Source organism: Candidatus Aquiluna sp. IMCC13023 (assembly GCF_000257665.1).
In the GTDB taxonomy this organism is placed as follows: Bacteria; Actinomycetota; Actinomycetes; order Actinomycetales; family Microbacteriaceae; genus Aquiluna.
The window spans coordinates 43,107-56,637 of record NZ_AJKR01000003.1; the positions used below are offsets into that span (position 1 = coordinate 43,107).

Here is a 13,531-nt window from a genome sequence, read left to right on the forward strand (position 1 = left end):
CCAACATGGGAACGCACGCAAAGTTGAGCCGCCGCCTAGGCGCCTTTGCAGTGTTTCTGTTCCTAATGGTCGCGGTCCTGGGGTTTCGGTTGGTCGATTTTCAAGTGGTGAGGGCAGCTGAAATTCAAGAGCAATCTCTAGAGACCAGGAAAATTACACAAACTATGTCTTCGCTACGCGGAGACATCCTGGATTCTTCCGGCCAAGTGCTGGCTAAAACCGTGTTTCGTTACGACGTGAATGTCGCTCCCAAGCGGGTGGGTCCGGTATTTCAGACCATAGATGGTGTCCGAACCGAGCGTTCGGTAGATGAAATTGCAATGGATCTGTCTCAATTGCTTGGAATCGATTACGGTGAGCTCATCTTGAAGCTAGAGGGCGACTCTGAGTATTCAAATCTTGCCAAAACTGTGAACGCTGAAATCTTCAACGCGATTCGAGACATGAACGTGCCGTGGGTGTTCTTTGATCAATTTGAAGATCGCCTTTACCCAATGGGTGCCGTTGCTGGAAATGTTCTTGGTTTTGTGGGAAGTGACGGGACTCCGTTAGCCGGACTCGAACGTCAATACAACACCTGCCTTGCTGGCATCGACGGCCAGGAAACCTATGAGCGAAGCGCTGAAGGTGTGCGCATCCCATCGTCAAACCGGACAGCGCAGCCAACCGAAAACGGCGGGGCACTCAATCTAACAATTGATGCGAATCTGCAGTTTTTTGCTCAGCAAGTTCTTGCCGACACGGTTAATAACCTTTCTGCAGAGTGGGCATCTGCGATCGTGCTGGATGTTGAAACCGGCAAAATTCTGGCCGCGGCTGAGGCGCCAACCGTGGACCCCAATGATCCCGCTGCTGTAGAAGGCGCAGATCGCGGCTCGAGGATCTTTCAAGCGGCCTTTGAGCCTGGAAGCATCATGAAAGCACTGAGTGCGGCGATGGTTTTGGACACTGGAACTGCTGATGAGTTCGACACCGTGACCGCACCGGACCGGATGCAACTGGATTTTGATAATGAATACATCAAGGACAGTTTTTCTCACGAGGACTTCACTCTGAGCTTGGCTGGTGTGCTTCGTTATTCCTCGAATACCGGCATGACAAACTTTGCAAGCCAGATAGACCGAAAAGTACGACACGATTACCTTCAGAAATTTGGCTTCGGCTCTGTAAGCCCGCTTATGTTTGAGGGTGAGAGCTCGGGGATTTTGCATCCGGTAGCCGAGTGGGATGAAATGACCAACCTAGTGACCACATTCGGCCAGGGGATTTCTGTCACGAGTTTGCAGATGGCATACGCCTATCAGGCGATTGCTAATGGGGGAGTTCGACTTGACCCGCTGTTGGTTGAGAGTTGCCTCAATGAAGACGGAACTGTGGCTTACGCACCAACCCAGCATGCCACCAGGGTGGTTTCGACCGCGAGTGCGAACCTAGATCTTGAGCTCATGGAAAAGGTGGTTGAGTTCGGTGGAGTAGGTAAGACTGCCGCTATACCCGGCTACCGAGTCGCCGGTAAGACTGGCACTGCAGAGCTAAAAGATGGCTCCGGATACGGCGAAGAGTACGCAATCTCTTTCTACGGAATTGCCCCTGCGGAAGACCCCAAATTCGTAGTGGGCATAACCATCTACAAGCCCGAGGGTGTCTCAAACTCTTCCAAGGCAACCCCGCCGTTTAAGGCAATCATGCAGCAGGCACTCAAGCACTACCGCATACCTCCTTCCACCACGGAATCCAGAAGCGTTCCATCTAATAAATACGGTGAAGTAGATGAGAACGACTAGTGAAATAGCAGAGGCCTTTGACTTAGGGGTTCCCGTCGGCAATCAAGTGGAAATCACTTCGGTTGCTATCAGCTCCCTTGACGTAGCGCCCGGGTGTTTGTTTGTAGCCGTTCAAGGTGAAAAAGCTCACGGAATAGATTTTCTATCCTCAGCAATCGCGGCGGGTGCCTCTGCAGTATTGAGTGACCGGCCAGTTCAAGCGGACATTCCAGTTCTTGTGCATGAGGATCCAAGGTCTATTGCAGGTCACATATCGGCGTTTGTTATGGGGACGATGGACCTGGGCCTTCAGGTTTTTGGGGTAACCGGTACCAACGGTAAAACCTCGACGGTATTTTTTCTTCACCAGCTGCTTATTCAAATGGGAGTAAAGGCAGGCCTGTCCTCCTCTGCTTTTACCCAAATTGACAATCACAGAGCCGACAGCGTCTTGACCACACCTGAGGCGCCACGACTTCACCGCTTGCTCTCTGAGATGAATGACGCGGGCGCAAAAGCAGCGGTCGTTGAGGTTTCGGCACAAGCGCTCGTAAGGCACAGGGTTGATGGTTTAGTTTTCGACGTAGCGGGCTTTACTAATCTCACCAGGGACCACCTCGATGAGTTTGGTTCCATGGAGAATTATTTATCAGCCAAGGCTTCGCTTTTCACGCAAGAGTTCTCTAGGCGTTCGGTAATAAACGTTGAGGACCGCTTTGGCGAGCAAATGCTCGAACTTGCTCGCGCCAAATTACCCGACCACCCGGTTGGTCTCGGTCCTAATCAGGATTACAGCTTTGAGGTATCCGGTGACGGGATCAAAATCGCGGGGAAACAAGAGCTGTTCTTGGCTCGAGACGTTGGTCCGCTAATGTCCAAGAACCTTGCGTTGGCAGCAGTAATGATTCTCGAGGCGGGCTACACCGCAGAAGCAGTTAGTGCCGCGGCACTCGATATTGAAACACTCGTGCCGGGTCGTCTCGAATTAGTGAGTGAAAGCACGCCTCACATATATCTTGACTATGCTCACACGCCACAGGCTGTCGAATTGGCTGCTCAGGAATTGAGTGAGAAGTATTCAAATCTTGTCATAGTGCTTGGCGCATCTGGCGACAGGGACAGTGGCAAACGCATCGAAATGGGTAGAGCAGCCGGCAAATTTGCAAACCATGTAGTCGTAACAGATCAGCATCCAAGAAGCGAAGACCCAGCATTGATCAGGGCTTCGATCATTGCCGGGATTTTGGAGGTAGGGCCAGACAGTTCCATCTCCGAGATCGATGACCCGGCTGTTGCAATCTCAAAGGCCGTTGATCTTGTCGGTGACGGCGGCGCAATACTATGGTGCGGTCCTGGTCACTTGAAGTATCGCGAGATAAAGGGGAAGAAGCTTCCCTTTGATGCATACCTTCAAGCAAGAAAGGCACTGAACCTTGATTGAATTAAGCCTTGCCGAAGTAGCCTTGGCGATGAACGGCCAAATTTATCGCGGGGATCCATCTGTGCTTGTCTCGGGACTCTCAAGCACGGATTCGAGAGAAATTTCCGCGGGGGATATTTTCTTTGCCAAACTTGGGGCTAACGACAACGGCCACCGCTTTTTAGCCGAGGTACTTTCAAAAGGTGCAGCACTTGCAGTTGTTTCCGAGCCCTCTGATTCGATAGATATCGCCCAGATATTGGTTTCCGACACTGTCGAGGCGCTGAGCGCATTGGCAGCCGAAGTACTTGCCAGGGTCAGGTCTCGCTCTCAGCTGACTGTCATCGGTATTACCGGGTCAAATGGGAAGACTTCCACGAAGAACATGCTTGCCGAAATGCTAAAACCAGCTGGAGTCACGGTCGCGCCAAAGGGTTCCTATAACAACAAAGTCGGCCTTCCCACCACGGTCCTGAGGATTGATTTTGAAACTCGCTACCTAATACTTGAATACGGGGCAGCTGGACCTGGTTCCATATCTAAGCTTGCGGAATGGTCTAAGCCAGATGTGTCGGTGATATTAAAGGTCGGCTTGGCTCATGCCGGAGTGTTTGGTGGCATATCGGAAACCGCGAAAATCAAAGCGGAGTTGGTTCACCACACCTCCAAACATGTGATTTTGAATTTCGATGATCCGTTTGTCAGAGGTTATCGGCCGGCAGGAGAAGTCAGCTTCTCTGGTTTCGGCTTTGATGCCTTGGCCAACACTCGAATTACCGATACGGAAATCTCACTCGAGGGCACAGTTGTAAAGCTCCAGATAGGCAACTCAGGTGCGGAAGTGCTTCGATTGAACATCTTGGGTGAGCACCAGGCTATGAACGCAGCTGCGGCGCTAGAAGTGGCCGAATTTCTAGGAGTAGACCGCGTGCAAAGTTTTCAGGCACTCGAGAAAATGGAACTTGCTGAGCGCTGGCGAATGCAGCTTACGAAGACAACCCATGGCGTATACGTCATCAACGATGCTTACAACGCGTCGCCGGATTCCATGAGGGCGGCTCTTCAAACTCTTGCGACGATAGGTCGGAGCGGACATCGAACTTTAGCTGTTTTGGGTTCAATGGCCGAGCTTGGCGAAATTTCCGACCAGGAGCATCGCAGTCTTGGTTTACTGCTGGTTCGATACAACATTGACAAGCTAATCGTCGTTGGCCAGGACGCCAAAATTTTGCATTTATCAGCAACCGCCGAAGGAAGCTGGGATGGTGAATCTGAGTTCTACGGCTCCGTCGAAGCTGCTTTACCGGCGATTCGTGGAATGCTATTGCCAGGCGATGTTGTGTTGGTGAAATCCAGCAACGTTTCTGGACTTAGATTTTTGGGCGATGATTTGGCGGGTGTTACATGAGAGCATTGCTAGCTGCCGGAGGCATATCGCTCTTTATCTCGCTTTTTGCAACGCCGGCTTTTATCGCCCTATTCAGGTCCCTAAATTGGGGTCAATTCATTCGTGACGATGGGCCTGAGGCCCATCACACCAAACGTGGCACCCCGACAATGGGCGGCATAGTCATTTTGTTTGCGGCGGTTGCCGGCTATTTCACAGCAAAACTAATCAACGGCGAGACGCCATCGGCTTCAGCTCTACTGGTTCTTTTTATGATGGTCGGTTTGGGCCTGATCGGTTTTATTGACGATTACCTAAAAGTGAAGAATCAAAGGAGCTTGGGGCTTGGCGGCTGGGCGAAAATTGGTGGACAGGGGATTGTTGCAATCACATTTGCCGTTCTTGCCCTACAGTTCCCAGATGAAAAAGGGCTGACTCCGGCCTCAACCTCAATCTCACTATTTCGTGACCTGCCACTGGATTTGTTTTTCTGGGGCAGCTTTATTGGGATGGCGCTTTTCATCGGGTGGGTGTATTTGCTGGTCGCATCGGCCTCAAACGGTGTGAACATTGCCGACGGCCTGGATGGACTTGCTTCCGGTTCACTGATTATTTCTATGGGCGCTTATGTCGTAATTGGTTTTTGGCAATTCAACCAAAGCTGCGCAACTGTGACTCAGAACCTTTCCTCCTGTTATCAAGTCCGCGACCCTCTAGATCTAGCGGTGGTGGCAACCGCCATAGTGGGCGCTTGCATTGGATTTCTTTGGTGGAACACTTCGCCGGCTCAGATTTTTATGGGAGACACCGGCTCGTTGGCACTTGGAGGAGGGCTAGCCGCTCTGGCCATTGTGTCTAGAACTGAGTTGCTGCTGGTTCTAATCGGTGGAATCTTCGTGATCGTTACCGGTTCCGTGGTTATTCAAAGAGCATTTTTCAAAATAACCAAAAAACGAACCGGCGTTGGCAGAAGAGTCTTTCTAATGTCGCCGTTGCATCATCATTTTGAACTCAAGGGCTGGGCCGAAATCACCGTGGTGGTTAGGTTTTGGATCATTGGCGCCCTTTGCGTGGTTTCGGGAGTTGGTTTGTTCTACTTTGAATGGATCTACGGAATATGACACTCCCTGATTCCTGGCACGGTTCGTGGTCCAGCCTCAAGGCTGTGGTCGTTGGGCTAGGCAAGTCAGGGTTTTCGGTTGTAGACACCCTGGTTGAGCTTGGTGTGGAGACTGCGGTTGTTGGAAAAACTGCGAAGCCCGAGCTCGCGGATTTGGTGGAGGTCATTGGTTCCAAGTTTCACGCTTCCGAGTCTCCAGAAGTTTTATCCGAACTTGGATTTCGGCCCGATTTTGCGGTTGTTTCACCCGGCTTTAGCCCTAGCCATCCGCTAGTAGTCGAGCTCGAAAAAGAGGGGATTCTGGTTATTGGCGACATCGAATTAGCGTGGCGCCTTCGAGACAAACATGACTCGATTGCAAAGTGGATCGGCGTGACCGGTACCAATGGAAAAACAACCACAAGTGAAATGACTGCGGCAATGCTTTTGGAGTCCGGCAAAAGAGCGATTGCCTGCGGAAACATAGGGGTTCCCATCCTCGATGCCATTAGAGACCCAGTTGGCTACGACTACCTTGTCGTTGAGCTTTCCAGCTTCCAGCTTCATTACATGGGGCAGATTTCTCTCCAGATTGCCGCCTTTTTAAACATTGCCGAAGATCACCTCGACTGGCATGGTGACTTCGACAGCTACTTGGCGGCGAAGGCCAAGATTTATCAGAACACGCTAGACGTGATTGTTTTTAACGAGCAAGACCCAAAGACCCTTCAGGCCGCCAAGGAGGCAGAAGTGGCTCCCGGCTGCCGAGCTGTTAGCTTTAGCCTCGGGGCGCCGGCGATGTCTTCGGTGGGTTACGTTGAGGAATTTCTTGTCGACCGGGCATTCTTGAGCGATAGGGCAAATACGGCGCTTGAACTTTGCGAAATTGGCGACATTGAGCAAATATCAGCTGGTTCCACTCACCTCTTGGCGAATGCAGCGGCGGCTGCCTCGATTGCTAGGGCCTGCGGGGTTGAGACAGGCTTTATCAGGCAGGCTCTTAGGTCTTTCCAGCTGCCCCCTCATCGAGCTCAATTTTTAGGGCAAGTGAATCAAGTTCGCTTCGTCAATGACTCCAAGGCGACCAATGCGCATGCCGCCGAGGCTTCGTTGGGTGCAACTGAATCGGTCGTATGGATTCTCGGGGGCTTGCTAAAAGGGGTAAACCCAGAGCCGCTGATTATTCGCCACGGAGCAAAACTTCGCGGTGTTGTTCTGCTCGGCGCTGAAACCGAACTACTGGAGGGGCTCTTCAGCGCACACTTACCGGGGTTGCCGGTTGTCTTGGCTGCGAAAAATGACCCCATGGGCTCAGCCGTCCAGTTGGCAGTTGAAATTTCCAAGCCCGGGGACACTGTCTTGCTTGCTCCGATGGCTGCGTCCATGGACCAGTTTGTGGACTATGTCGAGCGTGGCGAGAAGTTCGTAGAAGCAGTCAGAAAGCTCGGTGCGAAATGACCGATTTGAAACAAATCACCAGTCAGTCTTTTCGTGCGCAATCCAGGCAGTTTTACCTGCTTCTTGGCCTTACGATCCTGACTGTGCTATTTGGCCTCGCAATGGTCGCAAGCGCTTCGGCCGTGGATAGCTTTAAAGAAACCGCCAACGCCGGCAGCACGTTTCTAAGACAGGGCTTATTCGCAATCATCGGCATGGCTTCGATGTTTATAGTTTCCATCCTCCCGATCGGACTATTTCGCCGAACTAGCTTGGTGGCTCTCTACATAACACTTGGCTTGCAGTTGGTTACCGTCTTATTCGGAGTTGAGATAAATGGAAACCGAAACTGGCTAGACATCGGGTTCACCAACATCCAGCCCTCTGAGTTTTTAAAACTGGGCTTGATTCTCGCATTTGCAAATCAGCTGGCACAGTTGACCGATGATCCATTGAGAAATCGTCAGATATGGGGTCGAGTCTTCATGTTTTCCGTCGGGGCTTTGGCGCTTGTTGCAGTGCTGGGGAAGGACTTGGGCACCGGTGTTGTAATGGCGGTTACCCTCATCGGACTTTTTCTGATAGCCGGCATGCCCTGGGCGTATTTTCTTGGAATAGCACTCGCCGGAGTAGTGGCCGCTTTTGGCCTAGTCATGATTTCGCCTTCACGACTTATTCGCTTTAGTGCGTGGCTCAACCCAGGGGCTGCTGACCCCATGGGAGTTATGTGGCAGTACGAAAAGGGTACCTGGGCTCTGGCTTCAGGTGGCATCTGGGGAACCGGGCTCGGTCGCTCCAAACTCAAGTGGAGCTGGATCCCGGAAGTTGAAAATGACTTCATATTTGCCGTAATTGGCGAAGAGCTGGGCCTGATAGGCGCTTTATTTGTTGTGCTTTTGTTCTTTGCTCTCGGGCTAACCATGTTTTCGATTGCCAAGCACCAGAACAACGCCTTTAGCCGCAACCTGGTAGTCGGAGTCATGCTCTGGGTGGTCTTACAGGCCTTTATTAATATTTCTGTTGTTCTTGGGTTATTGCCAGTCTTGGGAGTACCACTGCCTCTTATTTCAGCTGGTGGCTCGTCCCTGATTGCCACTTTGGCTGGTATTGGTGTCGTTCTGGCTGTTGAGCGAGATCGAACACTGAAACTTGGTCGGAGTAATGGATGACCAGGTTTTTATTGGCTGGCGGCGGCACCGGAGGACACGTGAATCCGCTGCTGGCGCTGGGGGAGCTTCTTCGGGATCGGAAGCACGAGGTAATTGCGCTTGGTACAAAAGAGGGTCTTGAATCCAGGTTGGTCCCAAACCGCGGATTCGAGCTAGTTACCATTCCCAGGCTTCCGCTTCCTAGGAGGCTGTCCTTCGGTAGTTTTACCTACCCATTTCGACTAATGCTTGCAAGTGCGCAAGTTGTCAAAGTAATTAGAACTCGCAAGATTGACTGCGTTGTTGGTTTTGGGGGATACGCTTCCGCGCCGGCTTACTTGGCGGCCTGGTTCACGAGAACAACGCTGGTAGTTCATGAGGCCAATGCTTTGGCAGGTTTCGCAAATAAATTGGGAGCGAGACTCACTAAGTTCGTAGCGGTCACCTTTCCAAACAGTAATCTGGAGGGCGCTCGGGTCACCGGAATGCCAATTCGCGGGGAAATAGTGGCTTCTGTTTCGGCTTACGATCAACAGCAGGCAAGAATTGAGCTTGGGTTAGATCCGATGTTGCCGACCCTTTTGGTTACCGGGGGATCGTTGGGGGCAAAAAGTATTAATGACTCAATTGCCGAAAGCTTGGGCAAGCTAAATGCGGCCGGCATTCAAGTGCTGCACATAGTTGGGGACAGGGCAAATCTCGAGGATATTTCGCAGGCTGGTTATAGCCGCATGGCTTACTGCAAGGCTATGGACGTTGCTATTTCGGCGAGTGACTTTGCTGTCTCTAGGGCTGGGGCGTCCACTGTTTCGGAGTTTGCAGCAACCGGACTACCAGCCCTCTACATTCCATATCCCGTGGGTAATGGCGAACAGCGGCTAAACGCGGCTTCCATTGTTGAGGCTGGCGGCGGTCTGATCATTCCCGATGCCGAATTTAATGCCGATTATGTTTCCAGCAATCTGATCCCGCTTATTTCCAACAAGAAGGGCTTGATTTCAATGTCTAAGGCTGCAAAATCCGAGGCGATTATCGATGCGACAGAGCGGCTTGCAGAATTTGTTCTCGAAGCGATGGATACTAGGGCTCGTGATTAAACCAGATTTCAGTCAGCCCATCCCCGTTGATTTAGGAACCGTTCACTTCATAGGAATCGGTGGTTCTGGCATGTCTGGAATTGCTAGGTTGCTGGTTCAAATGGGTTCGCGAGTCACGGGTTCCGATGTCAGGACTAGCCCAAACATCGACGCCCTTGAGGGTCTCGGTATTTCGATCACGATTGGCCACGACGCTGCAAATTTGGGCGACGCTGACACCGTCGTTGTCACCTCCGCGCTCTGGGAAACAAACCCGGAGCTGCTGGCGGCGATTGAGGCGGGCTTGCCAGTCCTGCACCGCTCAGCGCTGTTGGCTCACCTTGCTTCTAAGTACTCATTAATTGCTGTGGCCGGTGCTCACGGCAAGACGACATCCACTGGAATGGTAGTAACGGCACTTGGAAAACTGGGCGCTGATCCTAGTTTTGTCAACGGCGGGGTTATAAAAGATTTTGGCGCATCAAGTGGCTTTGGCGGTGGAGCGGAGTTTGTTATTGAGGCCGATGAGTCCGACAGCAGTTTCTTGCACTACAAAACCGCAATCGCTCTTATTACAAACGTGGATCCCGATCACCTTGACCACTTCGGCTCCTTGGAGGCTTTTCAGAACGAGTTTGTCCAATTTGCCGAGGGTGCGAGCGACTTTGTTGTTATTTCCGCGGATGACATCGGTGCTGTACAGGTCACAAAAATGATTCAGGATAAAAAAATAATAAGTTTCGGTGTCTCTAATCACGCCGATCTCAAAATCGGCTCACTAGATGCTTCTGGTCCGAAGGTCAAATTTAGCCTGAGCTACGAAGATCAGAGTGCTGAAGCCGTGCTAAAGATTCCGGGCGAGCACAACGCTCAAAACGCTGCCGGAGCTGTCGCTGTTCTGCTGGGACTTGGATTTGACCTAGCTGAGTCGCTTGCTGCAGTGTCAAGCTTTGGGGGGACCGATCGCCGCTTCCAGCTGCACGGAGACAGGCGTGGAGTGAGCGTTTATGATGACTTTGCACATCACCCAACTGAGGTGGCTGCTGCGCTTCTGGCAGCTAAGGCAAGTGCTGGTGAAGGTCGACTTATTACTGTTTTTCAACCGCATCTTTACAGTCGAACCCGAATTTTCTACAAGGAGTTTGCCGAAGCGCTGAAAATTAGCGATTTTTCACTTGTTACGTCCATTTATGCCGCCAGGGAAGACCCGGAGCCGGGTGTGACTGCGGAGCTAATCACCAATGCGGCCACCGAAGCTCCGGGAATAAGGCTGGTGAGCAACTGGGACGATGTCCCGGCAGCAGCGGCAGCGATCGCAATGCCTGGAGATTTCATAATCACCATGGGTTGCGGTGACATTTATAAGATGGTGCCTGCTCTACTTGATGCTTTGGATACTTAATTGAAGCGTCCTGAGCGCGAGCTACTGGGCCAAGAGCGAAGGCGAATTCGCGGCGTAAAATCCCCGGGTAAATCAAACAGGCTGGGAGCGTTTGGGCTGTGGGGGAGAATCCTGACAGTTGTAGCCCCAGTCTCCTTGACCGCAGTTGTCCTAGCGAGTTTTTTCACCCCCATGCTCGCGGTTGAAAAAATTGAATTTGTTGGGAACGAACGAATAGAGTCCGTCGAGCTAGAGTCTGCGCTGTCTGGGCTTTATGACAGACCAATGACAACCATTAGTGACGATGAAATTGCGAAACTTCTTAGTGGATTTTCGCTAATCGAAACTTTTACGTCCCAGGCTCAACCTCCCCACACTCTTCGCGTTAACATAAGAGAACGACAGCCAATCTTGATACTTGTGAGATCTGGAAAGAATTACCTCTATGACGCAGCCGGCGTTCAAATAGCTGCCACCGAAGAAATCTCGAAGTACCCATTTCTGGTGTTCGACGGTAATCCGATAGAGAGTCCAAGATACTCAACCGCGGTGAAATTGCTGTTTTCACTGCCTTTAGAGACCTACAGCCAGGTTTTCTCAGTGGAGGTTTCCGAAGCCCTTACTTCCAAGCTCGTGCTTAGAAAGGGTAATCTCACGGTTTTTTGGGGCTCTACCGATGAGGGGCTTTTGAAGGCTAAAGTGCTCGATTCACTTCTTGCCACCGGAGTAAAGGACGCGCTCAACATTGACGTTAGCTCTCCCAATTCCCCAGTGGTCCAATACCCGAATTAGCAGGCGTAATTTTCGTTTCCGACACGCCCGAGCGCTTGGCGCTATTCCAAGGGATAACAGCCTACTTTTTACCGGCAAATTGAATACCCTGCCAAAAGCTAAGCCTCAGCCTTAGCTTGAGGGTTTTCGCAAGGAGGCAGAATTGTCAGAGATCCCGAATTACCAGGCCGTAATAAAAGTAGTTGGCGTCGGCGGCGGTGGGGTTAATGCTTTGAACCGGATGGTTCAGTCTGGTTTGCGAGGCGTGGAGTTTGTTGCTATCAACACTGACGCCCAAGCACTCCTTATGAGCGATGCAGATGTCAAGCTAGACATTGGACGAGACATAACCCGTGGACTAGGTGCTGGAGCAGATCCAGAAGTAGGGCGCCGAGCAGCCGAAGAGCACGAGAGCGAGATAGAAGCAGCTCTCAAGGGTGCTGACATGGTGTTTGTCACCGCTGGAGAAGGCGGAGGAACCGGAACCGGTGGAGCTCCTGTCGTGGCAAGAATTGCTAAGCGTCTGGGTGCATTGACAGTTGGTGTGGTAACCCGTCCGTTTAATTTCGAGGGCAAAAGAAGAGCAGTTCAGGCTGACGAAGGTATCAGCGCGCTTCGCGAAGAAGTTGACACTCTGATTGTGGTTCCAAACCAACGCCTGCTGGAAATGACAAACAAGAAGATTTCAGCCCTAGAGGCCTTCATGACCGCGGATGATGTTTTGCGTGCTGGAGTCCAGGGCATTAGCGACCTAATCGTTGTGCCGGGCCTTATAAACCTGGACTTCAACGACGTTAAGTCGGTCATGCAGGGCGCTGGAAGTGCTCTCATGGGCATTGGAACCGCTAAGGGCGAAGATCGAGCTGTGAGAGCTGCTGAAATCGCGGTTTCTTCACCGCTTTTGGAGGCAACAATCGAGGGTGCTCACGGAGTCTTGCTTCTAATTCAGGGAGCTTCGGACTTGGGTCTCCACGAAATTGATGATGCGGCCAGATTGGTCCAAGAAGCAGTTCACCCAGAGGCAAACATTATCTTTGGTGCGACCATCGAGGACACCCTGGGCGATGAAGTCAGAGTTACCGTCATAGCGGCCGGCTTTGATGGTGGCGAACCCACATATCGCAAGTTTGAAGCAAGCGCTTTGGGGGTTGCAGCTCTAGCCGCAGCTTCCGAGGCCGCAACTGCCTCAGGGGACCAGGAAGCGCAAGGCTTAGAAATTGAAGAAGTTACTGCCCCGAGCTTTGAGTTCAGTGAAGATTCAGAAGAGGCCGTAGAGGCCAAGCAAAAGGTCTCTACACCTGGATACTTTGGAGACGACCTGGACCTGCCTGAATTCTTCCGTTGAGCCAACTAGCAACTCGATACAAAGAAGTTCAAGACCGTATTTCGGCGGCAGCCTCGGCTGCTGGGCGGCACGGCTCGGACGTAGAGCTAATAGTAATTACAAAGACGCATCCGACCATTGTTGTGGCTGAACTCGCGGATTTGGGTCACCGCAGCTTTGGTGAGAATAGGGACCAAGAGGCAAAGCCGAAGGCTATGGAGCTTGATCTTCTCAGGCCGAATTCCAATTTTGATTGGCATTTCGTGGGTCAATTGCAGTCAAATAAAGTCAAAAGCGCGATGAGTTATGCCAAAACTATTCATTCGCTAGATAGACCAAGCCTGCTCAAGGAAATAGCAAAACAGCTTGCCGCAAGCGAAACTCAAATTGATTGCTACATTGAGCTGAATTTGACCGAGGATCTAAACCGCGGTGGTCTGGATCCCTCAATGGTCAAGCAGTTTGCCGACTCGGCTCTAGCGGTTCCAGGGCTGACTTTGCTCGGGGTGATGGCAGTCGCGGGTCTAGATGTTGACCCAAGGGTCGATTTTGAAACTGCCGTTCGCATAAGCCGTGAACTGCAGCAAATTGCGCCGGAGGCCAAGGCTTTATCAATCGGAATGAGTGCCGATTACGAAGTGGCAATTGAACTTGGCGCGACACACGTGCGGATTGGTAGCGCAATTACCGGCCCACGCGGAAACAACTAATAGTCTTTATCTAAC

General features: G+C 51.7%; 11 protein-coding genes. All 11 read left to right on the forward strand.

Annotation, left to right across the window (positions count from 1 at the left end; translation table 11 throughout):
• The first annotated feature begins 5 nt into the window (after window positions 1-5).
• The 11 genes from IMCC13023_RS03945 to IMCC13023_RS03995 all read left to right on the forward strand — a co-directional run bounded on the left by IMCC13023_RS03945 (window position 6) and on the right by IMCC13023_RS03995 (window position 13,516).
• Complete coding sequence (locus IMCC13023_RS03945; protein WP_040325136.1) at window positions 6-1,784, forward strand: peptidoglycan D,D-transpeptidase FtsI family protein; 1,779 nt, start codon at window positions 6-8, stop codon at window positions 1,782-1,784.
• Window positions 1,771-3,204, forward strand: coding sequence for a Mur ligase family protein (locus IMCC13023_RS03950; protein ID WP_007541505.1), 1,434 nt, complete (start codon window positions 1,771-1,773; stop codon window positions 3,202-3,204). Before IMCC13023_RS03945 ends, IMCC13023_RS03950 begins: the two co-directional genes overlap by 14 nt.
• Window positions 3,197-4,591 carry a UDP-N-acetylmuramoyl-tripeptide--D-alanyl-D-alanine ligase gene (locus IMCC13023_RS03955; RefSeq protein ID WP_040325137.1) on the forward strand — a complete coding sequence of 465 codons (1,395 nt, stop codon included), beginning with the start codon at window positions 3,197-3,199 and terminating at the stop codon, window positions 4,589-4,591. The genes IMCC13023_RS03950 and IMCC13023_RS03955 overlap by 8 nt, the downstream gene beginning before the upstream one ends.
• Window positions 4,588-5,691: a phospho-N-acetylmuramoyl-pentapeptide-transferase gene (gene mraY / locus IMCC13023_RS03960; protein ID WP_040325139.1), complete on the forward strand. Its 1,104-nt coding sequence runs from the start codon at window positions 4,588-4,590 to the stop codon at window positions 5,689-5,691. The genes IMCC13023_RS03955 and mraY overlap by 4 nt, the downstream gene beginning before the upstream one ends.
• Window positions 5,673-7,127, forward strand: coding sequence for a UDP-N-acetylmuramoyl-L-alanine--D-glutamate ligase (murD, locus tag IMCC13023_RS03965; RefSeq protein WP_040325141.1), 1,455 nt, complete (start codon window positions 5,673-5,675; stop codon window positions 7,125-7,127). Before mraY ends, murD begins: the two co-directional genes overlap by 19 nt.
• Complete coding sequence (locus IMCC13023_RS03970; RefSeq protein ID WP_007541513.1) at window positions 7,124-8,275, forward strand: FtsW/RodA/SpoVE family cell cycle protein; 1,152 nt, start codon at window positions 7,124-7,126, stop codon at window positions 8,273-8,275. The genes murD and IMCC13023_RS03970 overlap by 4 nt, the downstream gene beginning before the upstream one ends.
• Window positions 8,272-9,351, forward strand: a complete 1,080-nt coding sequence (gene murG / locus IMCC13023_RS03975) for an undecaprenyldiphospho-muramoylpentapeptide beta-N-acetylglucosaminyltransferase (RefSeq protein ID WP_007541515.1) — start codon at window positions 8,272-8,274, stop codon at window positions 9,349-9,351. The genes IMCC13023_RS03970 and murG overlap by 4 nt, the downstream gene beginning before the upstream one ends.
• Window positions 9,344-10,732, forward strand: coding sequence for a UDP-N-acetylmuramate--L-alanine ligase (murC, locus tag IMCC13023_RS03980; RefSeq protein ID WP_040325143.1), 1,389 nt, complete (start codon window positions 9,344-9,346; stop codon window positions 10,730-10,732). Before murG ends, murC begins: the two co-directional genes overlap by 8 nt.
• A complete protein-coding gene (locus IMCC13023_RS03985) occupies window positions 10,733-11,503 on the forward strand; it encodes an FtsQ-type POTRA domain-containing protein (protein WP_007541520.1) in 771 nt (256 codons plus the stop codon).
• A gap of 142 nt (window positions 11,504-11,645) precedes the next feature.
• The gene (gene ftsZ / locus IMCC13023_RS03990; protein ID WP_007541522.1) at window positions 11,646-12,827 is read left to right on the forward strand and encodes a cell division protein FtsZ; all 1,182 of its coding nucleotides are present in this window, start codon (window positions 11,646-11,648) and stop codon (window positions 12,825-12,827) included.
• Complete coding sequence (locus tag IMCC13023_RS03995) at window positions 12,824-13,516, forward strand: YggS family pyridoxal phosphate-dependent enzyme (protein WP_007541524.1); 693 nt, start codon at window positions 12,824-12,826, stop codon at window positions 13,514-13,516. Before ftsZ ends, IMCC13023_RS03995 begins: the two co-directional genes overlap by 4 nt.
• Window positions 13,517-13,531 lie beyond the last annotated feature (15 nt).